The sequence below is a fragment of the Streptomyces sp. NPDC018964 genome, from assembly GCF_044390325.1.
Lineage (GTDB): Bacteria > Actinomycetota > Actinomycetes > Streptomycetales > Streptomycetaceae > Streptomyces.
The window spans coordinates 489,128-511,153 of sequence record NZ_JBIRYZ010000003.1 but is presented as its reverse complement, the minus strand read 5'-3'; the positions used below and the strand labels follow the sequence as shown (position 1 = coordinate 511,153).

The window sequence follows — 22,026 nt, the reverse complement described above, 5'->3', positions numbered from 1 at the left end:
CGCCGCGGCCGCCCACCCCGGCTCACCTTCGCCGACCAAGTCCTGGCCACCGTGCTCCACCTGCACGTCAACCTGGCCGCGGAACCCCTCGCCGTGCTCTTCAACAGCAGCCGCACCGCCATGCACCGCACCCTGCTGAAGATCAGACGCCTACTCGAAGCACAGGGCATCACCATCGCGCCGGCCACCACCCCACCAGCCGCCCTGACAGCCCTCCAAGCCCAAGTCGCCACCCGAAGCAGCAACCCCAACAGCAAGATCAAGACGACAGGTTAATGATCGGCAAGCCCTTAGAGGTCGTCAGGACCGGTACCGGAAGAGGACTTGATGACCTCTGATACAGCCACCACAACGTACGACTGACTTGACGTGACCTCTGTCGGCCCGTTCACCGGGGAGGAGAAGGCATGTGCGGCCACATCCCCGGCGATCTCGACTCCGATCCGGGTGGTGCCTGTGGACTCTTCATCAAGAGCGCGCGCGTCCGGCTGACGACGGCTTTCGGCTGAGGGTCACCTTCTGACCGGCGGCTGCCGTCGGCTGGTCAGTCGGCTCGTACGGGAACGACGACCGTCGGCAGCGGCCCCGTCACGTCCCGCGGGTTCACCGCCAGGCCGAAGTCGCTCTCGACCGCTTCCAGTGCGGCGGCCGGGTCGGAGAAGTCGTCATCCGGCTCGTCGAGGAAGAAGCCGACCCGTTCCAGGGCCCGGTTGAGCCGGTCCGGCTCCTTCCCGGACGCCGGGTCGAACCTCCACGAGTCGAACAGGGCGAGGATCTCCCCGTCACGGGCGTGTGCCACGCGAGTGGTGCCGTCGAGGAACTTCCACACGGACACCGCTTCCGTGCCCCTGGACAGTTCCTTGAGTACCGGTTCCTTGAACGGGACACCCATCTGCGGGAGCGCATCGAACACGTACGCCCAGCCCGACTCCGCCGGGCAGTGGATCCGTACCGCCCAGCTGCCCATGCCGAAGTGCTCAGCCGTACCGTCGATGGGATACCGGGGCAGCGGATCCGGGGCGACGGCGCCCAGCCGGGCCAGTATGTTTGCTTCCCCCAGGCCCCGGACGGCGGTCACGCAGAACCACTCGGACCCCAGCACATCGAACAACGTGGAAGCCGTCACGCCCCGCGCCTTCCCCGGTCGGCCTTCACCTGGCAGCCGCCAACGCTACGGCACATGCCCCAACTCCCGTTGGCGGACGCCGGCATCACCAAACCGGCGAGGTCCCCGGTCCGGACCGAATGCCGGGCGGGCGATGGTGATGACGTCGTGGGCAATTCTCCTCGGTTCTCGGGATTCTGTGATCGGCGCGGGACGAATACCATCCTCCGCATGGCCGACATCCTGTACCCGCTGGCCTCCGACGAAGATCTCCCTCAACTGGAGACCTACAACGCCCTCGGCACGATGCTGCTGCACAACTCCCGTGCCGATGAGAGCGGGGGGTTCCTGGCCACCTGCTGGTTCATGATCATCCTGCCGCTCTTCCCGCTCGGCCGGTACTACGTGCGGCAAACGGGGTTCAGCGACGAGAGCGGGCTTCTCTCGACCAGGACGATCACCCGCTACGAGATTATTGGCAGGTCCCGGGTCCGCTGGATCGAGACGGTCCGGACCTACCTGGCCTTCTGGATCGTCGTGCCCGCAATCGTTGTCGGGCCGGTCATCGTCTCCCTGGACATGAAGGACGAGAACGCCCAGCTCTACGCGATGTTCATCTCCGTCGGGCTGATGATTCTGGTGTTCACCTTGTTCTTCGTGTACCGGACGTACTGGAGACCTGTCCGACAAGTCCGCTGGGCCGAAGCCGCGACGGACAGGAGGGACGGCCGGCGTTGGCAGGAATTCGCCTGGAAGTTGCAACTCGCCTTTCTCATGGGTTTGGTCGGCTTCGTCGCCGGGGTCGCGATCTTCTTCACCGCGATGGCCATGGATGAACTCCCGACGGATTCCGACCCCGAGCCGAACCCGTTCGCCAGCACACTGCTCCATCCCGTGACCTGTCTGGTGGGAACACCCGTGCTGACGGGCATGATCACCCTCGCGATACTCGTGGGTCGCGACCGCCGCAGCCGACGTTGAGAAGGGCGGTCGCTTGCCACCTCGTGAGCCGTGGGCTCGCGGGGCGTCAGGGGAGCCAGCGCAACCGTGCGTCGTCGGCCATCCGGCACGTCAGCCGGATCCCTCCGGACGAGATCACCTGGGCACCGTCCAGGTTGCACTTCCGGCGGGGTTCGTTGCAGCTTCCCTTCTTGTGGCCCGGTACATCGGCGCAGTTCAGTGTGTCGTGCGCCTGCTGTCCCTCGGGCGAGAGGTTGTCGTAGTTGCTCCCGTCGTGCCGGCCCGGTGAGTCGGAGAACGTGGGCTGGGGAGTGGGCTCCGCTCGGACCGGAGGGGACTTCTCCGTCGGCTCAGAGGGTTGCGTCTTCGTCGGCTCGGCGGGGGAAGCGGTGACGGTCGCCGTCACCGTCGTCGTTGCCGTGACAGTCGTCGTGACGGTGGTCGCCGGAGCCGGGAGGGCCGCGGCCTCGGCAGCGGGCTGGGGTTCGCTTCGGTCCAGGGCGACAGCGGTGGCGGTTGCCACGACCAGCAAAGCGACCACGGTGATCGCATGCCGGGCGCGGAGGCGAGCAGGCGGAGCGTACGGCCGTCGGGTACCTGAGGAGGTGAGGAGAGCCCGATGGGGCTCGTCGGGCTCCTCCTCGCGGACGGTACGGACGAGTCCTTCGTCTTCCGGGTTCTGGCGCTGCGCGGCGGTGGGAGCGTCGGGTTCGGGGGATTCGACGTCGGCGGGCTCCTCCTCGGCCTTGCGCGACGACATCTTGGAGAGGACCGCGTCCATCTGTGCGCGGCGTACTTCCCGACTCTCCTGTTGCGCTGGCCCGGGGAACGGGAACCGGCGGCTCCAGTCACTCTTGTGGCACCGCGCGCAATTGGAGACGCCTTCGTTCTCGACGCGCATCAGTCTGCCTCTGCCATGCCCGCAGAATGGGCATATGTGCCGGACTTCGGCCATGCCTCCCCCTTGATGATTCATACATGCTCGAAGTGAGCCAAATGTAGATCATGAGGGGGGTGGTGTTGCTTCGCGCCCTCCTCTGCCGGAAATGCAGGGAGTAACGGCATGATTTTCTCGGGGAGTTGGGGAACCGCGCGGGTGGGGTGTACAGGCGAGCGCTGTACGGGGGAGTCGCGGGCGTTTGTCCCCGGTACGGGGGAAGCGGGGGCGAGTGGCGCGAAAGCTACGGTTTGTGTCTCTAGGGTGAGCTGTGAGTGACGGTCGGGTGTGGTGTCTGCGGAGGGCGCCATTGTGTGGGCGGGTGAGGTGAGGTGGCCGGTGACTACGACTCACGGTGAGGGCGAGACGGGCATCCTGCGGTGTTTCGGGCAGCAGTTGCGGTTGCTGAGGACGAGCAGGGGGCTGACGCGGGCGGAGTTGGGTGCGAAGCTCAGTTACGGTGAGGACATGGTGGCCTCGGTGGAGTTGGGGCGGCGAATTCCGAAGCCGGAGTTCATCGAGCGGGCGGACGCGGTACTGGAGGCCGGCGGGCTGTTGGCGGCGTTGAAGGAGGAGGTGGCTCGGGCGCGGTATCCGTCGTTCTTTCGGGATGCGGCGAAGCTGGAGGCGGAGGCGGTTGAGCTGCATGTGTACGCCAACCAGGCTGTGCCGGGGTTGTTGCAGGTTGAGGAGTACGCGCGGGTGGTGTTCGAGATGTGGCGCCCCCTGCTGGACGAGGACACTGTGAACCAGCGCGTGGCGGCCCGGCTGGCTCGCCAGGAGTTGTTTTCGCGCATGCCCATGCCCACGATCAGCTTCGTCATCGAGGAGAGCACTCTGCGTCGGCCGCTGGGAGGGAACGCTGTGATGCGGGCTCAGTTGGAGCAGATCCTTCTCTACGGCCAGCAACGCAACGTCGAGATCCAGGTCATGCCGACCGACCGCCGCCAACATGCCGGGATGGGTGGCCCGTTCACCTTGATGGAGACGAGCAAGGCGCAGAGGATCGCTTATGTGGAGGTGAACGAGCACAGCCACCTCTACAGTGAGCGGCCGGTGGTCCGAGGGTACGAGGAGCGGTACGGCATCCTGCGAGCGCAGGGCCTCACGCCCCCGGAGTCACTAGCCTTCGTTCAGAAGCTGTTGGGAGATCTATGAACACGGAAGACGCAAGCGGTCAGCGCTCGGAACTACGTTGGTTCACGAGTAGCTACAGCAGCGGCGCGGGTGGCGAGTGTGTTGAGGTCGCCTTGGAGGCGAACGCGGTGCACGTGCGTGACACGAAGCGGGTCGCTCAAGGTGGGCCGGTGCTGGAGGTCAGCCCCGCAGCATGGTCGGCGCTGCTTGAGGTGGTGTGAACTTGTATGGCTGTCTGCGACGGCTGGCGTCTCCTAATGAACCGCCGGCAGTCGCTTGGAGGAATGGCTCTCAGGCCGCCCACGACTCTCCGGTGGAGTCCAGCGACCAAGTGGCGATCTCCGCGCCCAAGCGAGCTTGGAAGTGAGCGTGCCCGGCTTGCATCCTGGTGAGGGCAGGCCAAGGGTGTGAGCGGCCGCAACTTCGCGATCGCCTGCGAGGGGTGCGGGTTACGTCCAAGGAAGTGGTGTACGGGTTCTCACCTGATCCGGGCGTTTGCCCCGGCGTCGGAGTGAGTGTCCGGATATAAGAACGGCCACCGGCTGATCTTCGAGATGTCGAAAGCTCGAAGGAGATCAGCACGATGACCGCACCCGACAGTCTGCCCCTGCACGCCCTCGCCGAGGACAACCTCGCCTCGGCGAGTCCCGATCTGCTGCGCGCGATGATCAAAACGTTCGCCGACGCGCTCATGTCCGCGGAGGCCGACGCCCTCTGCAACGCCGAATACGGCCAGGTCAGCGACGAGAGGGTCAACCACCGCAACGGCTACCGCCCGCGCGAGTGGGACACCCGCGCCGGCACTGTCGAACTCGCCGTCCCCAAGCTCAGGTCCGGGAGTTACTTCCCGCACTGGCTGCTGGAACGACGCCGGCGGGCCGAACAGGCCCTGATCTCGGTGGTCGCCACCGCCTACCTGCTCGGGGTCTCCACCCGCCGAGTGGAGAAGCCCGCCGAGTCCCTGGGCGTCACCCAGCTGTCGAAGTCCCAGGTCAGCGCGATGGCCAAGCACCTGGACGAGCAGGTCGCCGCCTTCCGCAACCGCCCCCTGGACGCCGGCCCGTACTCGTTCGTCTGGGTCGACGCCTTGACGCAGAAGGTCCGCGAGGGCGGCCGGATCATCAAAGTCCACGCGCTGATCGCGGTCGGCGTCAACGCCGACGGCCACCGCGAGATCCTCGGCCTGGACGTCGCCATCGCCGAGGACGGCGCCGGCTGGCTGGCCTTCCTGCGTTCCCTGATCGCCCGCGGCCTGTCCGGCGTCCAGCTCGTCGTCTCCGACGCCCACGCCGGCCTGGTGGACGCCATCGGCGCGGTGCTGCCCGGCGCCTCCTGGCAGCGCTGCCGCACCCACTACGCGAGGAATTTGCTGAGCCAGGTGCCGAAGTCGGCCCAGCCCTGGGTGGCCACGCTGCTGCGGACCGTGTTCGAGCAGCCCGACACCGACGCGGTGAAGGCCCAGATGACCCACGTCCTGGACGCTTTGGAGGCCAAGTTCCCCAAGGCGGCAGCCCACTTGGACGCCACCCAGCACGACCTGCTGGCCTTCACCGCCTTCCCGCGGGAGATCTGGCGGCAGATCTGGTCGAACAACCCGCAGGAACGGCTGAACAAGGAGATCCGGCGCCGCACCGACGTGGTCGGCATCTTCCCCGACCGCACCGCCGTCATCAGGCTCGTCGGGGCGGTCCTGGCCGAGCGGAACGACGAGTGGACCGAGGCCCGCCGTTACATGGGCCGCGAACTCCTCGCCAAGGCCCGGCTCCACCCGATCGAGTCAGAAACCGACGAGACCGCCCTGCCCACCGAACTCACCGCATAGCCTCAAAACGAGATCACCGAGTGGCCGTCGATACACCACTCCAGCGGACGTGACCCCGATCGACATGTCCGTACGCGTGGTGGAGGCCGACCCCGCGGTGACGGTCAACGGCGAGCCGCAGGGAGTGGTGACGGGAGGAGTATGACCAGCCCCGGACACTGATGACCGGTGTCCGGGTGCGCCAGTAGCTTCCTCAACTGCTCCGGGACGGTACAGAAGGTGGGCCTTCCCGGTCTCTCGCGGTGGCAGTCGGGCCACTCCCGGGAGCGAGGCGAGCCCGAGCGGTCACGAGCGCGTCGCCGGTGCGGACATCAGGCCCCGGACACATGATCCCGTGCGGGTCGCGCGAGCCGCGGCCCTCACCGGCTTTTCCCGGCGGTGCCGTCCGCGCGGGCCTTCCCCGGCCTCGTCCCGGTCCCTGTTCCCGGCCCCACCGGCAGGCTCCGCTCGCGGGCCGGGCCGAAAAGGAAGAGGCGGACCAGGGCGCGCGTATCCGCCGAGGACAGGGGGCCACCCGCCCGCGCCGGGTCCTGCCCGCGCCAAGTCTGGCCCGCGCCAAGTCTCGCCCGTACCGGGTCCTGCCCATACCGGGCCCCGCCCGTACCGGCCCCGGGCGGGTCCGCCGGCGTGATCCCCTCCGTCCCGGCCCCGTGGGCGTTTGTCCCATGTGCCGGACGGACATTCGCCCGGCGGGCGCGGTGGCCCTTGCCCGTCGAAACGGCCCGAGACGCTCACCTACATTCAGCACCGGCGGTCGACAAGGCCGAAAGCCGGCACGGCAGGATCCGGCCCGGCGAGACCTGTCGCATTCCGCTCGCATTCCGTTCGTATTCCGCAAGGGGAATTCCCCGGTGAGAAGAAGGGTGTCGGATGAAACGCGTGCACCGGACACAGGTGAAGGCCGAAATCGTACGGGAGCCGGGTGCCAAGGAGACGACCCACCGCAAGCTCATCGACACACCGGACGGTGCCGACCGGTTCGTCCTCACCGAGTTCGAGGTGGCGCCGAACGGTTCCACCCCGCCCCACTTCCACGAGTGGGAGCACGAGATCTACGTGATCGAGGGCTCCATGGGCCTCGTCATGCCCGAGCAGGGCCGCACCGAGCAGGTCGGCCCCGGTGACGCCATCTTCATCCCGCGCAACGAGCCGCACGGCTTCGTGACCGGCCCCGACCAGACCTGCCGGTTCCTGGTCGTCGCCCCCACCGAACGGCCCCCGGTGCGCAACGTGTTCCTCTCCGAGGACCCCTACGAGTACACCCAGCTGCCCGAGTACACCAGCCTCCTGGAGGGCAAGTGACCACCACGGCCCCCACCACCCGGGAGGACTCCTCCCGGGTCCACTCCATCCTGACCGCCTACCTCCAGTCGAAGGCCGTGTTCACCGCCCTCGACCTGGGTGTCTTCGAAGCCCTGGACAAGGCGCCACGCACCGTGGAGGACCTGGCCGGCGAGCTCGGCCTCAGCGCGCGCCCCACCCGGGCGCTCCTCGTCGCGCTCAGGGGCCTGGACCTCGTGCGCGCCGAGGACGGCACGTACCGCAACAGCGAGGAGGCCGACCGCTACCTGGTCGCCGGGCGCCCCGACTACATGGGCGGCTTCGCCGCGCACCAGGACTCCCACTTCGGCCACTTCGCCCGGCTCGACGAGGCGGTGCGCACCAACGCCTCGCTCAACCAGCGGGTGCTGAAGAAGGGGTACCGCGACCAGGGCGCCGCGGCCGGCGAGGGCCGCGAGGGCACCGGCCGGCTCATCCAGGCCATGCGGGTCAGCTCCCGCCTCCAGGCGGACCGGCTGGCCGCCGCCGCGCCCCTGGACGGCGTGCGCCACATCATCGACCTGGGCTGCGGCTCCGGCGACTACTCCATCGCGCTCGCCAAGCGCCACCCCGGACTGCGCGTCACCTCCCTCGACTACCCCGCCGTCACCGACCTGGCCCGCGCCAACGTGGCGGAGGCCGGGCTGGAGGACCGCATCGAGGTCGTGCCCGCCGACATCATGGAGGACGCCTGGCCCGAGAGCGACGCCGTCCTGCTCTCCCACGTCCTCGACGGCTACGGCTCCGAGCGCGCCGCGCACCTGGTGAAGCGGATCCACGCCCACCTCCCCGACGGCGGGCGGCTGCTGGTCCACTCCCACATGCCGTCGCTCGCCTCCGGGCTCTTCCCCTCCATGTTCGGGCTGATCCTGCTGGTCAACACCGAGGAGGGCGAAGTCCGGGACGTCGACGAGATCCGCTCCTGGGTGGCCGACGCCGGATTCCGCGACGTGGCGACCAGGAACGTGTCGGCACTGTCCGGGCTGCTCGTCGCGACGAGGGGCTCCGGGTGACGGACACGTCCACGCCGCAGGCCTCCGTCGCCGCGGCCCTCGCCCGCTACACCGAACTGCCCGACCCCGCACCGCTGCTGGCCCTCAACTTCGGCTTCGCCCGGGCGAGGGCCCTGGGCGCGGCCCTGGACCTGGGCGTGTTCACCGCCCTGGACCGGACGCCGCGCACCACGGCGCGGCTCGCCGCCGACCTGGGCTGCGACGCGCGGGTGCTGGGCGAACTCCTCGAGGTCCTCGAGGACTTCGGGCTGGTGTCGGGTGACGGCGCGGCGGGCTGGGCGCCGACGCGGACGGCGCGCGCGTACCTGGTGGAGGGGTCCTCGGCCTACCTCGGGGACCACTTCGACGAGGTGCTCGCGCAGTGGGACCGCTGGAGCGCGCTCACGTCGCTGGCGCGCTCCGGCGACCGCGGCGGCGACCTCGGGGACCCGGCCGGGCGCGGGCGGCACCGGGGCATGTTCGCCGGTGCCTTCCCGCTCGCCGTGCGGATCGCGTCCTCCGTGGTCGCGGCCCTGGGGCCGGTCGACGCCGGCCGGGTCCTGGACCTCACCTGCGGCAGCGGGGAGTGGGGCATCGCGCTGGCCGGCGCCGACCCCCGGGCACGGGTGACCGCACACGACGATCCGGCCCTCCTCGCCGTGGCCCGCGAACGCGCCGCGGAGTTCGGGGTCGCCGGGCGGTTCCGCTTTGTGCCGGCCGACTTCGACGGCGCGCCGTTCGCGGACGGCGAGTTCGACACCGTCGTCATGGCGCACGCGGGCCGGTTCGCCGGCCGGCGAACCGCCGCCCGGCTGATCCGGGAGTGCGCCCGCGTCCTGAGGCCCGGCGGCACGCTGCTGCTCGCCGACATCATGCGGACGCCGCCGGGCCGGCCCCCGCTCGGCCGCCCCATGCTCGCGCTCAGCCTCCTGGTGAACACCCAGAACGGCGGCCTGCCCGAGGCCGGCGAATACCGCGCCCTCATGGCAGAGGCGGGGATCACGGCGAAGGAAAGCGTCACTCGCGGGCTGGTGACGGCCCTGACGGGAGAAAGGCAGTAACCATGCGAGAAGTGGTCGTCACCGGGCTCGGAGTCGTCAGCCCGGCCGGAATCGGAAAGGAAGCCTTCTGGGACACCGTCTCGGCGGGCAGGAGCGTCACCAAACCGCTTTCCGACATCACCGGTTCCACCCTGTTCAAGGGATTCGATTTCCTTTCCGACGCGGTGGCGGAAGTACCCGGATTCGAGGAGCGGATACCCTCCCTGCCGCCCGAGGTGCGACGGCTCGACAGGTACGTGCAGTTCGCCGTCGAGGCCGCCGTCCAGGCGATGCGGGACGCCGGTCTCGACGCCGGTGGCCACGCGGCCGACCGCACCGGCATCTCGCTGTCCACGGCGATCTGCGGCACGCCCAGGATGGAGGAGGAGTTCCTCGCCGTCACGGACGAGGGCCGCAAGCCCGTCGACCCGGCGAAGGCGGGCCGCGACCTGTACCTCGCCTCCATGTCGAACACCCCCGGCACCGTCCTGTCCGCCCTGTTCGGGGCGCAGGGCCCGTGCGTCACCCTGTCCACCGGCTGCATCGGCGGCATCGACGCGGTCGGTCACGCCTTCGAGACCATCGCCCACGGGGACGCCGACGTGATGATCGCCGGAGCCACCGAGGCGCCCATCACCCCGGTCACCGTGGCCTCCTTCGAGATCATCAACTGCCTCTCCCGCGCCCACCGGGGCCGCCCCGAGGCCGCCTCCCGCCCCTACGACGACGGGCGCGACGGCTTCGTGCTGGGCGAGGGCTGCGGCGTCCTGGTACTGGAGGAACGGGAGCACGCCCGGGCCCGCGGCGCGACACCGTACCTGCGGATCGACGGCTTCTCCCACACCTCCAACGCCATCCACATGACCGACCTGCTGTCCGACGGCGCCGATCTGACCCGCGCCATGACCCAGGCCGTCGAGCAGGCCGGACTGGGCCCCGACGACATCGACCACGTCAGCTCGCACGGCAGCTCGACCCGGCAGAACGACACCTGCGAGACCAGCGCCCTCAAACTCGCCCTGGGCCCGCGCGCCCGGGCGATCCCGGTGAACTCCGCCAAGTCCATGCTGGGCCACGCCCTGGCCGCGGCCAGCGCCATGGAACTCGTGCTGTGCGCCCTGGCCTGCACCCACCGCTTCGTGCACCCCACCGCCAACTACGAGAACCCCGACCCGACGTGCGACCTCGACTACGTGCCGGGCACCGGACGCCCCTGGGACGGCGAGGTCATCCTCAAGGACGCCAGCGGCTTCGCCGGCCTGCACGCCGCCCTGGTCGCCAGCGCCGTCCGGGAAGGAGGCCGGCGATGAGCGTCGTCGTCACCGGGATCGGCGCGGTCACCCCGGCCGGCACGGGCCTCGACCCCCTGTGGCAGGGCGCCCGCGACGGAGTCGCGCACATCACCGCCATCGACCGCTTCGACGCCTCCGCGTACGCCTGCCCGGCCGCGGGACAGTCCGGCTTCGACGCCGGCGCCGAGCTGCCGTCCCGGTTCGTCAAGCGCACCGACCGCTTCACGCACCTCGCCGTCCACGCCGTGCGCCAGGCCCTCGCGGAGGCCGGCGTCACCATTGGCACGGACGTGACCCCCGAGCGCACCGGCGTCATGGTCGGCAACGTCCTCGGCGGCTGGGAGTTCGCCGAACGCGAGCTGCGCAACCTGTGGACCGACGGTCCGCGCGCGGTCAGCCCCTACCAGGCGACCGCCTGGTTCCCCGCCGCCCCACAGGGCAACATCTGCATCGACCAGGGCGTGAAGGGCCCCGCCCGCACCTTCGTGGCCGACCGCGCGAGCGGCGCGTACGCCCTGATCGGCGGGGCCGAGGCGCTGCTGCGCGACCGCGCCGACGTCGTCATCGCCGGCGGTGTCGAGGCGCCGCTGTCCCCGTACGGCTGGCTGTGCCTGGAGACCAGCGGGCTCGGCGCCAAGGCCCGCGGCACGCTCGCCCCCGACGCGCTGTACCGGCCCTTCGACGCCGGACACGGCGGCAGCGTCTTCGGCGAGGGCGCGGTGTTCCTGATCCTGGAACGGCGCGAGCACGCCGAACGCCGGGGCGCGACCGTCCTCGGCGAACTGGCCGGCTGGGGCGTGAGCACCGACGGCTACATGCCGTACTACACCGTCGAACCGACCGGCGCCGTCCTCGGCCGCGCCATGCGCACCGCGGTCGACCGGGCCGGTGTCTCGGGCGAGGACCTGGGAGCGGTGTTCGCCCACGGCTCCGCGATCCCCTTCGAGGACGTCACCGAGGGCTACGCGCTGCACGAGGCCTTCGGACCGGCCGCGGCCCGGATGCCGGTCACCGTGCCCAAGTCCGGCTTCGGTCACCTGCTCGGCGCCGCCGCGCCCGCCGACGTGGCGCTGGCCCTGCGGGGCATGCGGGAGGAGACGGTCCCGGCCACCGTCAACCTCGACCGTCCCGCCCCGGGCATCGACCTGGACCTGGTGCGCGGCGAGGCCCGGCCCGCCCCCGGGTGGCAGCACACGCTGGTGGTCTCACGGGGGCTGGGGGGTGTCAACGCGTGTCTGCTGCTGAGGCGTTGACCGGACCGGTGCCCGTGGACGTACCGGGTGTGCGGGCGGTGGGCATCGACGTGGTCGGCATCGACCGGCTGCGCGCCATGCTGGAGCGGCGCGGGCAGCCACTGCTCGACCGACTGTTCACCCCGGCCGAACAGGCCCTGTGCCTGGGGGCGTCGGCGCGCCACCGCGCCGCCTGCCTGGCCGGCCGGGTGGCGGCCAAGGAGGCCGTGCGCAAGACCCTCGGCGGACACGGCGCGGGCTGCGCGTGGCGGGACGTGGAGATCGGCCGGGAGGCGTCCGGGGCGCCGGCGCCCCGGCTGACCGGGCGGGCGGCACGGGCGTTCGAGGCCGCCGGGCTCAGCCGCCTGCACCTGAGCATCACGCACGAGGCGGGCGTGGCCGTGGCCGTCGCCGTGGCCGTGTGAGACACGACGAGAACGAGTGAAGGAGCCAGTGAGCCGGATGAACGTACGGGAAGAAGTCGTCGACGTCCTGCGGGGCATCGGGTTCGACGCCGGGGAACTCGAGGACGGCCGGCACCTCGGCCGCGACCTCGACATCGACTCCACCGAACTGGTGGAGATCGTCGTCGCCCTGGAACAGCGCTTCGGAATCGACATCGACGCCGGGACCGAGGGCGGGTTCACCACCTTCCGCGACCTCGTGGACTGCGTGACGCGGCTGATCCCGGCCGCCGCCGCGGGAAGGGGCTGAGACCGTGCCGCGCATCGAGAACAGCATCGTCATCGAGGCCGACGCCGGGCACGTGTTCGACGTCACCAACGACATCGCCCGCTGGTCGGAGATCTTCGACGAGTACAGCGGCGCCAAGGTCGTCTCCCAGGAACGCGACGGCCGCTGGAGCGAGATCGTCTTCGAGCTCACCAACGCCGAGGGCGCCAGCTGGCGTTCCTGGCGCATCCTGGACCACCGCGACCTCGTCGCGGTCGCCGAGCGGCGCGACCCGCTGTACCCGTTCCGGTACATGCACCTGAGGTGGACCTACCGGCCGGTCCCCGAGGGCACCCTGATGACCTGGATCCAGGACTTCGAACTCGACGAGAAGTTCGAGGTGCCGCTGGAGACCGTCCTGGAGCGGATGAACGTCCACACCCGCCACAACCAGGCCGGCATCAAGCGGAAGATCGAGTCCGGGGCCGTACGGCCGTGACCCGGCGCCTGTTCACCTCGGAGTCGGTCACCGAGGGACACCCCGACAAGATCGCCGACCAGATCAGCGACGCGGTCCTGGACGCCCTGCTCGCCCAGGACCGCCACGCCCGCGTGGCCGTGGAGACCCTCGTGACCACCGGTCAGGTGCACATCGCCGGCGAGGTCTCCAGCCACGCCGCGATCGACGCCGCCGCCGTGGCCCGGGAACGCGTCCTCGCCATCGGCTACGACTCCTCCGCCAAGGGCTTCGACGGCGCGAGCTGCGGGGTGAACGTCTCCCTCGGCCGGCAGTCGCCCGACATCGACCGAGGCGTGTCGCACGCCTACGAGTCCCGGATCGAGGGACGCGTGGACGCCCTCGACCGGTTCGGCGCCGGCGACCAGGGCCTGATGTTCGGCTTCGCCTGCGACGAGACGCCGGAACTGATGCCGCTGCCGATCACCCTCGCCCACCGGCTGGCCAAGCGCCTGTCCGAGGTGCGCAAGGACGGCACCGTCCCCTACCTGCGCCCGGACGGCAAGACCCAGGTCACCGTCGAGTACGACGGCGACCGCCCCGTCCGGCTCGACACGGTCGTCCTCTCCAGCCAGCACGCCCGCGACATCGACCTGGACACCCTCCTCACCCCCGACCTGCGCACCCACGTCCTCGACCCCGAACTCCGGGCACTGGCCGACGTCCTGGACGTCTCCGGGGTACGGCTGCTGGTCAACCCGACCGGCCGCTTCGAGACCGGCGGCCCGATGGGCGACGCCGGCGTCACCGGCCGGAAGATCATCGTCGACACCTACGGCGGCACCGCCCGGCACGGCGGCGGCGCCTTCTCCGGCAAGGACCCCTCCAAGGTGGACCGCTCGGCGGCGTACGCGATGCGCTGGGTCGCCAAGAACGTGGTGGCGGCCGGCCTGGCCGCCCGCTGCGAGGTGCAGGTCGCCTACGCCATCGGCACCGCCCGCCCCGTCGGCCTGTTCACGGAGTGCTTCGGCACCGAGACCGTGCCGCTCGCCACCGTCCAGCGGGCCGTCACCGAGGTGTTCGACCTGCGGCCGGGGGCCCTGGTGCGCGACCTGGACCTGCTGCGCCCGATCTACTCCCGGACCGCCGCCTACGGGCACTTCGGCCGCACCGGACCGGAGTTCACCTGGGAGGCCACCGACCGGGCCGGCAAACTCCGGCAAGCCGCCGGGATCTGACCCGCACCGCCGCACGACCTCAGGAGGCTCCAGGGTGCGCATCGCCGTCACCGGGTCCATCGCGATGGACCATCTCATGTTCTTCCCGGGCCGCTTCACCGAACAACTCGTACCCGACCGGCTGCACAGCGTCTCCCTGTCGTTCCTGTGCGACCGGCTGGAGACCCGGCGCGGCGGGGTCGCCGCCAACATCGCCCTGGGCCTCGGCCGACTGGGCCTGACACCCCTCCTCATCGGCGCGGTCGGACCCGACTTCACCGACTACCAAGTGTGGCTGAAACAGCACGGCGTCGACACCGACTCCGTACTCGTCGTACCCGGCAGGCACACGGCACGGTTCGTCTGCACCACCGACGCCGACCACAACCAGATCGGCGCCTTCCACCCCGGGGCCATGACGGCGGCCTGCACCATCTCCCTGCGGGACGTGGCCGAGCGGGCCGGGCCGCCCGACCTCGTGGTCGTCTCGCCGAACGACCCGGCGGCGATGCTCCGGCACACCGAGGAGTGCCGCACCGCCGCATGGCCGTTCGCCGCCGACCCCTCGCAGCAGATCGCCCGCCTGAACCGCGCGGACGTGCAGTTCCTGCTGACGGACGCCCACTGGCTGTTCACCAACGAGTACGAGTCGGCGCTGCTCCAGGAGAGCACCGGCTGGACCGCCCGGGGCGTCCTGGAACGGGTCGGCACCTGGGTGACCACGCTCGGCGCCGCCGGGGTCCTCGTCGAGCGCTCCGGCCACGAGCCGGTCGTCGTGCCCGCCGTCCCCGACGTCACGGCAGTCGAACCGACCGGCGCGGGCGACGCGCTGCGCGCCGGGATGCTCGCCGCCGTCGCCCGGGGCGTCCCCGTCGAGGCGGCGGCCCGGCTGGGCTGCGTCCTCGCCTCCTTCGCCCTGGAGTCGACCGGCACCCAGGAGTACACGGTGAGCGCCCGCTCGCTCGCCGCCCGGCTCCGCGGCGCCTACGGGGAGCGCGCGGCGACCGCCCTCGCCCCCGTGCTCGGGAGCCTGCCGTGAGCCGCGTACGGACCCTGCGCGCGGAGCCCCTGCTGATCCCCCTCGTGGTGGCCGGCGCGGTCCCCGCCGCACTCGGACTGTGGCTGCCGGGCCCCTCGCCACCGGGCCCGGACGGACTTCGGACGACCGCCGGACCCGTCCTGGTCCTGCTCGGCGCCTGGATGACCGCGGACGCCGTGGACCGCGTCTACCTGCGCCAGCCCACCCCCCTGGGCGACCGCCCGCCCCAACAGCTGGTCCGGTCGGGCTGGTACGGGGTGATCCGCAACCCCATGGCCGCCGGGATGACCCTGCTCCTGGCCGGTGAGGCCCTGCTGTGGTCCGCGACGGCCGTCCTGGTCTGGGCCGCGGTCGTCCTGACCGTGTCCTGCGTGACCACCGCCCGGATCGAGGAGCCGGGACTGAGGGAGGCCTTCGGGGAGCAGTACGCCGCCTACCGGCGCGCGGTGCCCGGGTGGATCCCCGGCGCCGCGAGGACCACCGGCCGCCGGGCCACGCACCGGCGCACGCACTGAATGAGGAGCAGCCGTGTACGTCGACCTGAGCATCCCCGTCAGCCGCCGCGCCCCTGGAGTCGAGTTCGAGCAGTGGCTCCACCGGGACGGCATCCGCCACCTCTCCCGCCGCATACGGGCGTTGCCCGGCGACAGCCGCAGGGACCGGCTGCTCAACCACTGGCGGTGGCTGACCGGCCGCCGCCGGCTGCGCCCCCACGACCTGCCGGACGGCTGCTTCCTGTCCAACGAGTTCTACCGCATGTCCGTCCACCAGGGCACCCACGTGGACGCGCCCTTCCACTACGGACCCGAGTGCGAGGGGCGCCCCGCCAAGAAGGTCATGGACCTGCCCCTGGAGTGGTTCCGCGGACCCGGGGCCGTACTGGACGTGCGGGCCTGCGGGAACACGGTGACCGCGGCCGACGCCAAGGAGGCGCTGGCGGCCTCCGGCGCACGCGTCGGACCCGGAACCGTGGTGCTCTTCCGCACCGACTCCGATCTGCGCCTGGGCACGCCCGAGTACCACACCCGGTCCACGGCGATCTCCCCCGGAGCCGTCGACCACCTGCTGGACCTCGGCGTGAAGGTCCTCGGCACGGACTGCTGGAGCTTCGACGGGCCCGCCCGCGACATGGTCGAGCGCTACTACTCCTCGGGGGACCGCGAGGTCCTGTGGCCCGCCCACATGCACGGCAGGCGACGGGAGTTCGTGCAGATCGAAGGGCTCGCCCGGCTCCGGGAGATCCCCGAGGGGCCCTTCACCTTCACGGCCTTCCCGGTGGCCCTGGCCGACGCGGGCGCGGCCTGGTGCCGGGCGGTGGCCGAAACGGGCCGCGCCGGCGAGGACCCGGGGACGGAGCGGCGGTCATGACCGCGGACCACGCGCCCCGGCTGCTCCTGCTGTCCGCTCCCGGCGCCGAGGAGCTCACCGGCCTCGTACGCGACACCGCGGCCCGGCTGGCGCGGCCCGGCGGCCCTCCGCTGCCGGAGGTGTGCGCACGCGCCGCCGACGGCCCGCACGCCGCCCACCGGCTGAGCGTCACCGGACGCACCGCCGAGGAGGTCGCCGCCCGCCTCGACGCCCACCTGGCGGGGGAGACGGTCCGCGAGGTGCACACCGGGGTCGCCGAGGGGCCCGCGCGCGTCGCGTTCCTCTTCAGCGGCCAGGGCGCGCAGTTCGCCGGCATGGGACAGGGGCTGTACCGCACCGAGCGGGTGTACCGGGAGATGTTCGACCGCTGCGCGGAGGCGGCCCGGCCGTTCGTGTCGACGCCGCTGCAGCGGCTCCTTTGCCCCGACGCGGAGCCCCGTGTCGTGCACCGGACGGCGCACGCCGCGCTCGGCACCTTCTGCGTGAGCACGGCCCTCGCCGCACTGTGGCGCAGCCGGGGCGTCGAGCCCGCGGTGGTGCTCGGCTTCAGCTCCGGCGAGTACGCGGCCGCCGCCTGCGCGGGCGCGCTCCGGGTGGAGGACGCGGTGCGGCTGCTCGGTACGGAGACCACCCTGGCGGAGCGGGTCACGGACGGCGCGATGGCGGTCGTCGCCCTGGACGAGCACACCGCACTCGACGTGCTCGAGGACTTCGAGCCGACGGTGGGGATCGCGGCGGTCATCTCACCGGGGGAGGTGTCGCTGTCGGGGCGGGCCGCCACCCTGGCCCGGATCACGCGGCGGCTGGCCGCCTCGGGAACCCGGGTCAGCGGGCTCCCGGTGCCGGCGGGACTGCACTCGCCGCTCCAGGAACCGGCACTGGGCGAACTGGCCACCGTGGCGAAGGAGGTGCGCGCCCGCGCTCCGCGCGTGCCCTTCGTCTCCACCGTCACCGGGCGACCGCTGGAGGCCGGACAGCTCACCCCGGTGTACTGGGGGCGGCACATGCGCGGTCCGGTGCGGTTCCTGGACGCGATCCGCGTGGTGGACGCGATGGGCGTACGCGCCTTCCTGGAACTCGGGCCGGGACGGGCCCTGGCGGGGCTCGGCGCTCGCTGTCTGCCGGGCGGCGGACGGGTCTGGCCGGCCTCGCTGGGCCGCAGCACCGACGGCACCGGGACGATGCTGGACGCCCTCGGCCGGCTGTACACGGCCGGGGCGCCGGTGAGCCGGTCCGCGGTCGGCGCGGGGGCCCGGCCGGCCCCTTGACACAGATATAATCCGCGGAATGGTTCAGGGAGAAAACACCCGGTCGGCACCGGGAAGGCCGCGCAGTGCGGAAGTGTCCAGGGAGATCGTCCTGGCGGCACTCGCGTTGTTGCGGGAAAAGGGGCCGACGGGCGTGACCATGGAGGCCGTGGCCCAGCGTTCCGGGGTCGCGAAGACCACGATCTACCGGCGTTACAAGAATCGTTTCGAGCTGCTGCGTTCCTCCCTGGCCTTCGTGGAGGACATCCCCGAGCCGCCGGTGGGAAATCCGACCCGGGAACGGCTGCTGAATTTGCTCGAGCAATTCAGGCGCGGTGTCGAGGACGTGGTGGGGCTGCGCGCCCTCGCCGCGGTGCTGCACGGCGACGAGGACCCGGAATTCACCCGGGCCTTCCGCGAAACCATTCTGCGTCCCCGCCTGGACGTCATGATCGGAACGCTGCGCACGGGGGAGGCGGAGGGGGAACTGCGGGCCGGCGTGGACCACGAGACGGTGGTGAGCATGCTGGCGGGCTCCTACATAGCCCGCTCCGTCACCCAGGGCACCCCGCCGCCCGACTGGGCCGATCGGGTCCTGGACGTCATCTGGCCATCGATCCACGCCTGACGCGACCCCGCGTACCGCCCATGCCCGGCGGCCCCCGCGCCCGGTGCCGTCATGTCGGCGGACGAACGGGCTGTCCGGCCGCCCCCGCCCGGCGCGTCCGGTCGCTCCCTCACAGCACGTTCCGCCGCTCCCGCTTGGCGCGGCTGGCCGCCTGGTCCGGTGCGTCCGTTCCCTGCCTCGCGCGTCTGTCTTCTGCCCGGCGTGTCCCGCCGCCCCGCAGGCGCGTTTCGCCGCTCCCGCTCGGTGCGTCTGGCCGCTTGGTCCGGTGCGTCCGTCGCCTGCCCAGCGCGTTCCGCAGCCCCGCACGGCGCGCCCCGCTGCCCCACGGCTCCCCGTACGTGTTCGGTCGGTTCCGTACGGTGCGGTCGGCCGCCTTCGTACGGTGAGGCCGGTCGGCTCGGTACGGTGCGGCCCGCCCGACGCGGGGCCGTCGTCCCGGACGTTCGCGCCCGCGCGTCACACCGGCGGGTGAACACGGGCCCTCGCCGGCCCGAGAGCCGGCGCCACCGGGCGGTCGCTCGCGCTTCTGCCCGCCACACCCGGGCGGCCCCTGCGAAGGCCGTACCTCTGCACGCCGAACCGGCCGCCGGTCAGGCCGCTCGCTCCCGCCCCCGGACGGCGCCCCGCCGTCAGGGGACCCGCACCGGTCAGTCCACGTGCTCCGGGCGCAGGCCGACGCCGATGAACTGGGCCGTCCAGCGGGTCAGGAAGGGGAAGCGGCGGACGACACGGGCGGCCAGGGGGCGTTCCACCGTGGTCCTGCGGTCCTTGGGGTACAGGTCGGCCAGCATGTGCACCTGGGCCGTCTGCACCGCCCGCACCGGCAGGGAGCGGCGGCGCTGGACCGCGGCCAGCGCGCGCCGGTCGGGGGTGCGGCCGGCGCGCAGCACCGGACCGAGCATCCGCGCGGCGGCCACGGCGTCCTGCACGGCCAGGTTGATGCCCACCCCGCCGGCCGGCGACATCGCGTGGGCGGCGTCGCCGATGCACAGCAGCCCCGGCCGGTGCCAGGTGCGCAGCCGGTCGACGCGCACGCTCAGCAGCTTCACGTGGTCCCAGTCGGTGATCTCCCGGCGCAGACGTGCGGCGAACGGCCCGTGCACGGAGGCCACGTCGTCGTGCAGCCGGTCCAGGCCCTCCGTGCGGACCGTCTCGTAGGCGCCCTGCGGGATGACGTAGGCGATCTGCCAGTACTCACCGCGGTCGATGGTGACCAGGACGAAGCCGGGGCCCGTGTGCAGGAAGCTCATGGTCTCGTCCGGCTCCCGGCTCAGCCGGAACCAGAGCACGTCCATGGGCGCCGCGGACGCCGAGACGGGCAGTCCGACGGACCGGCGCATGGTGGAGTGCCGGCCGTCGGCGGCGAGCACGAGGTCCGCCCGGACCTCCAGGGGGCCGTCCGGCGTCACGGCCCGCACCCCGCGGACCCGGTCGCCCTCCCGGATCACCTCGGTGGCCTCGGCCTTCTGGACGAGCCGGAACGTGTCCAGTTCCTGGCCCTTGCGGGCGAGGAAGTCGAGGACGTCCCACTGCGGCATGAACGCGATGTACGGGTGGGTGCCGGGGATCCTCGCGAAGTCGGCGAAGACGGTGGGGCCCGCGGGCGTCTGCACGGTGATGGTGCTGACCTTGCTGTGCGGGATCCGCAGGAACTCGTCGATCATCCCCAGTTCCTCGATGATCCGCAGGGTCGAGGGATGCACCGTGTCCCCGCGGAAGTCGCGAAGGAAGTCGCCGTGTTTCTCGAGGACGATCACGTCCACGCCCTGCCGGGCGAGCAGCAGGCCCGCCATCATGCCCGCGGGGCCACCGCCGACGACGACGCACCGGCTGGTCAGGGTCTGCACAGTCTGCTCCTGTGGTTGGTGGTACGGGGGTCAGTGCCCCGCGGCGATCGGAAGGGGCTCGCCGTCGGGCCCGGTGGTGACGAGGTCGCGGCCGCGGATCAGGGGGAGGACGAGGACCGCGCCCACGAAGGCCACCACCGCGGAGACGGTCAGGATCGAGTTGAGGCCGTCGACGAACGCGCCCTGGGCCGCTCCGGCGAACACCCCGCGCTGCTCTCCGGGCAGCTGGGCGAGCGCGGGACCGACCTGCCCGGAGGCCACCGCGTGGCCGAGCTCGCCGGCCCGGGCCTCCAGCGGGGTGCCCGCCAGCGCGTCGTGGACGCCGTCCCGTACCCGGTCGGCGAAGACGGAGCCGAGCGTGGCCACCCCCACCGCGATCCCCAGGGAGCGGCAGGTGTTGCTCAGCCCGGAGGCGACGCCGACCCGGGCCGGCTCGACCGCGCCCATCGCGGCGGCGACCACGTTCGGGTTGACCAGGCCGACACCGAGACCGGTGACCAGCTGGCCGGGGAGCAGGCCCGTCCAGTCGTCCGAGACGGAGATGCCGCCCATGAGTAGCAGTCCCGTACCGATGCAGGCCAGGCCCGCGGAGACCAGCCAACGGGCCGGCAGCAGGGTTCCCAGGCGGGCCGCCGCCGCGGACGCCACGAAGATGGAGAGGGTCAGCGGCAGCAGCCGCAGCCCTGCGGCCAGTGGTGCGTGGCCCAGCACCGTCTGCAGGTACAGGGTGAGGTACAGGAGCAGGGCGAACGCCGTCGTGCTCATGGCCAGCACGCCCAGCGCGGCGCCCGTGGTGGTGATCTTCTCGAACAGCTCACCCGGCAGCATGGGGTCGCGCCGGATCCGTTCGACGACGACGAAGGCGACGAGGGAGACGCCCGAGACGATGAACGCGCTGACCACCGGGGTGCTGCCCCATCCCTCCTCGTTGGCCCGCAGCAGGGCGAAGGAGAGCGTGCCCAGGGCGGTGCCGAGGGTGAGGAAGCCGGGCCAGTCGATGGCGCCCGGCCGCTGTGCGCGGGACTCCTCGACGCGCAGGGCGGTGGCGACGAGGGCCAGGACCCCGACCGGAAGATTGACCAGGAAGATCCACCGCCAGCCGACGCCCTCCACGAGGATCCCGCCGGCGAGCGGCCCCACGGCCAGGGCGGCACCGCTGACCGCGCCCCAGACGGCGAGCGCCACGTGCCGTTCCTTGTGGTCCGGGTGGGCGGCGGCCAGCAGCGCCAGGGACGTGGCCAGCAGGGCGGCGCCGCCGACCCCTTGCAGGACCCGCGCCAGAATGAGCATCAGCGGACTCTGGGCGACCCCGCACAGCAGGGACGCGAGGGTGAAGACGGTCATCCCCCAGGAGAAGACGGCTCGTCTGCCGAACCGGTCGGCGAGCGATCCCGCCGTGAGCAGGGCGGCCGACAGCGAGACGGCGTAGGCGGCCACCACCCACTGCAGATCGGTGAGGGACGCGTCGAGCGCCTCCTCGATGTCGGGTAGTGCGATGTTCACGATCGTGACGTCGAGGAGCAGCATGAAGCTGCCCACCGACACCACGCACAAGGTCCACCACCGCTTGAGCACGACGCCGCCCCTCCCAGTCCGGAGTCGATACGATACGCTACATGTAGCGTGAGGTTTAGGAGACGCGGGGTGCGCGGACGGGGGGGTAAAGGGTTTGGGGCCCCCAGCGGGGGGGACAACCGGGCGCCCGGGGGGGCCA

At 71.7% G+C, this 22,026-nt stretch carries 23 protein-coding genes; 19 read left to right on the top strand and 4 right to left on the bottom strand.

Features of this window, described 5'->3' with window-relative positions; genetic code table 11:
• Positions 1–276: transposase family protein (locus ACH5AO_RS07620; RefSeq protein WP_398922842.1), on the top strand; the 276-nt coding region annotated here is incomplete at its 5' end.
• Between the two features lie 268 nt (positions 277–544).
• Here ACH5AO_RS07620 and ACH5AO_RS07615 read toward each other — a convergent pair.
• Positions 545–1,126 carry a DUF6461 domain-containing protein gene (locus ACH5AO_RS07615; protein WP_398922840.1) on the bottom strand — a complete coding sequence of 194 codons (582 nt, stop codon included), beginning with the start codon at positions 1,124–1,126 and terminating at the stop codon, positions 545–547.
• A 210-nt stretch (positions 1,127–1,336) separates the two neighbouring features.
• Here ACH5AO_RS07615 and ACH5AO_RS07610 point away from each other — a divergent pair, with 210 nt between their 5' ends.
• Positions 1,337–2,086 carry a hypothetical protein gene (locus tag ACH5AO_RS07610; RefSeq protein WP_398922838.1) on the top strand — a complete coding sequence of 250 codons (750 nt, stop codon included), beginning with the start codon at positions 1,337–1,339 and terminating at the stop codon, positions 2,084–2,086.
• Positions 2,087–2,132: 46 nt separating this feature from the next.
• Here the strand turns inward: ACH5AO_RS07610 and ACH5AO_RS07605 are convergent, their stop codons facing one another.
• Positions 2,133–2,846 (bottom strand): hypothetical protein, encoded by a 714-nt coding sequence (locus ACH5AO_RS07605; protein ID WP_398922837.1) that lies wholly within the window; start codon positions 2,844–2,846, stop codon positions 2,133–2,135.
• Between the two features lie 495 nt (positions 2,847–3,341).
• Between ACH5AO_RS07605 and ACH5AO_RS07600 the strand changes: the two genes are divergently transcribed.
• The 17 genes from ACH5AO_RS07600 (at position 3,342) to ACH5AO_RS07520 (ending at position 18,465) form a co-directional block, all read left to right on the top strand.
• The gene (locus ACH5AO_RS07600) at positions 3,342–4,160 is read left to right on the top strand and encodes a Scr1 family TA system antitoxin-like transcriptional regulator (RefSeq protein ID WP_398922835.1); all 819 of its coding nucleotides are present in this window, start codon (positions 3,342–3,344) and stop codon (positions 4,158–4,160) included.
• Entirely contained in the window at positions 4,157–4,360 is a 204-nt protein-coding gene (locus tag ACH5AO_RS07595) for a DUF397 domain-containing protein (RefSeq protein WP_398922832.1), read from the top strand. Before ACH5AO_RS07600 ends, ACH5AO_RS07595 begins: the two co-directional genes overlap by 4 nt.
• Before the next feature lie 362 nt (positions 4,361–4,722).
• The gene (locus tag ACH5AO_RS07590) at positions 4,723–5,961 is read left to right on the top strand and encodes an IS256 family transposase (RefSeq protein ID WP_398922830.1); all 1,239 of its coding nucleotides are present in this window, start codon (positions 4,723–4,725) and stop codon (positions 5,959–5,961) included.
• An 870-nt stretch (positions 5,962–6,831) separates the two neighbouring features.
• Entirely contained in the window at positions 6,832–7,263 is a 432-nt protein-coding gene (locus ACH5AO_RS07585) for a cupin domain-containing protein (protein ID WP_398922828.1), read from the top strand.
• A complete protein-coding gene (locus ACH5AO_RS07580; RefSeq protein WP_398922827.1) occupies positions 7,260–8,294 on the top strand; it encodes a methyltransferase in 1,035 nt (344 codons plus the stop codon). Before ACH5AO_RS07585 ends, ACH5AO_RS07580 begins: the two co-directional genes overlap by 4 nt.
• Positions 8,291–9,334 (top strand): methyltransferase domain-containing protein, encoded by a 1,044-nt coding sequence (locus ACH5AO_RS07575; RefSeq protein ID WP_398922825.1) that lies wholly within the window; start codon positions 8,291–8,293, stop codon positions 9,332–9,334. The genes ACH5AO_RS07580 and ACH5AO_RS07575 overlap by 4 nt, the downstream gene beginning before the upstream one ends.
• 2 nt (positions 9,335–9,336) lie before the next feature.
• Positions 9,337–10,623, top strand: a complete 1,287-nt coding sequence (locus ACH5AO_RS07570) for a beta-ketoacyl-[acyl-carrier-protein] synthase family protein (protein WP_398922824.1) — start codon at positions 9,337–9,339, stop codon at positions 10,621–10,623.
• Positions 10,620–11,858, top strand: coding sequence for a beta-ketoacyl-[acyl-carrier-protein] synthase family protein (locus ACH5AO_RS07565; RefSeq protein WP_398922823.1), 1,239 nt, complete (start codon positions 10,620–10,622; stop codon positions 11,856–11,858). Before ACH5AO_RS07570 ends, ACH5AO_RS07565 begins: the two co-directional genes overlap by 4 nt.
• A complete protein-coding gene (gene acpS, locus ACH5AO_RS07560) occupies positions 11,837–12,262 on the top strand; it encodes a holo-ACP synthase (RefSeq protein WP_398922821.1) in 426 nt (141 codons plus the stop codon). The genes ACH5AO_RS07565 and acpS overlap by 22 nt, the downstream gene beginning before the upstream one ends.
• A gap of 37 nt (positions 12,263–12,299) precedes the next feature.
• A complete protein-coding gene (locus tag ACH5AO_RS07555; RefSeq protein WP_398922819.1) occupies positions 12,300–12,551 on the top strand; it encodes an acyl carrier protein in 252 nt (83 codons plus the stop codon).
• 4 nt (positions 12,552–12,555) lie between these two features.
• Positions 12,556–13,008: an SRPBCC family protein gene (locus tag ACH5AO_RS07550; protein WP_398922817.1), complete on the top strand. Its 453-nt coding sequence runs from the start codon at positions 12,556–12,558 to the stop codon at positions 13,006–13,008.
• Positions 13,005–14,204 (top strand): methionine adenosyltransferase, encoded by a 1,200-nt coding sequence (gene metK, locus ACH5AO_RS07545; protein ID WP_398922814.1) that lies wholly within the window; start codon positions 13,005–13,007, stop codon positions 14,202–14,204. The genes ACH5AO_RS07550 and metK overlap by 4 nt, the downstream gene beginning before the upstream one ends.
• A gap of 34 nt (positions 14,205–14,238) precedes the next feature.
• Positions 14,239–15,222 (top strand): carbohydrate kinase family protein, encoded by a 984-nt coding sequence (locus ACH5AO_RS07540; protein ID WP_398922813.1) that lies wholly within the window; start codon positions 14,239–14,241, stop codon positions 15,220–15,222.
• The gene (locus tag ACH5AO_RS07535) at positions 15,219–15,737 is read left to right on the top strand and encodes a methyltransferase family protein (RefSeq protein ID WP_398922810.1); all 519 of its coding nucleotides are present in this window, start codon (positions 15,219–15,221) and stop codon (positions 15,735–15,737) included. Before ACH5AO_RS07540 ends, ACH5AO_RS07535 begins: the two co-directional genes overlap by 4 nt.
• Before the next feature lie 13 nt (positions 15,738–15,750).
• Positions 15,751–16,590, top strand: a complete 840-nt coding sequence (locus tag ACH5AO_RS07530) for a cyclase family protein (RefSeq protein WP_398922808.1) — start codon at positions 15,751–15,753, stop codon at positions 16,588–16,590.
• A complete protein-coding gene (locus ACH5AO_RS07525; protein ID WP_398922806.1) occupies positions 16,587–17,858 on the top strand; it encodes an acyltransferase domain-containing protein in 1,272 nt (423 codons plus the stop codon). Before ACH5AO_RS07530 ends, ACH5AO_RS07525 begins: the two co-directional genes overlap by 4 nt.
• 19 nt (positions 17,859–17,877) lie before the next feature.
• Positions 17,878–18,465 carry a TetR/AcrR family transcriptional regulator gene (locus ACH5AO_RS07520; RefSeq protein WP_398922805.1) on the top strand — a complete coding sequence of 196 codons (588 nt, stop codon included), beginning with the start codon at positions 17,878–17,880 and terminating at the stop codon, positions 18,463–18,465.
• A gap of 647 nt (positions 18,466–19,112) precedes the next feature.
• On the opposite strand, the gene ACH5AO_RS07515 is transcribed toward ACH5AO_RS07520, so the two are convergent.
• Together ACH5AO_RS07515 and ACH5AO_RS07510 are read right to left on the bottom strand one after the other, a co-directional pair.
• Positions 19,113–20,312, bottom strand: a complete 1,200-nt coding sequence (locus tag ACH5AO_RS07515; RefSeq protein WP_398922803.1) for an FAD-dependent oxidoreductase — start codon at positions 20,310–20,312, stop codon at positions 19,113–19,115.
• A 30-nt stretch (positions 20,313–20,342) separates the two neighbouring features.
• Positions 20,343–21,887: an MFS transporter gene (locus ACH5AO_RS07510; RefSeq protein WP_398922801.1), complete on the bottom strand. Its 1,545-nt coding sequence runs from the start codon at positions 21,885–21,887 to the stop codon at positions 20,343–20,345.
• Positions 21,888–22,026: the final 139 nt, after the last annotated feature.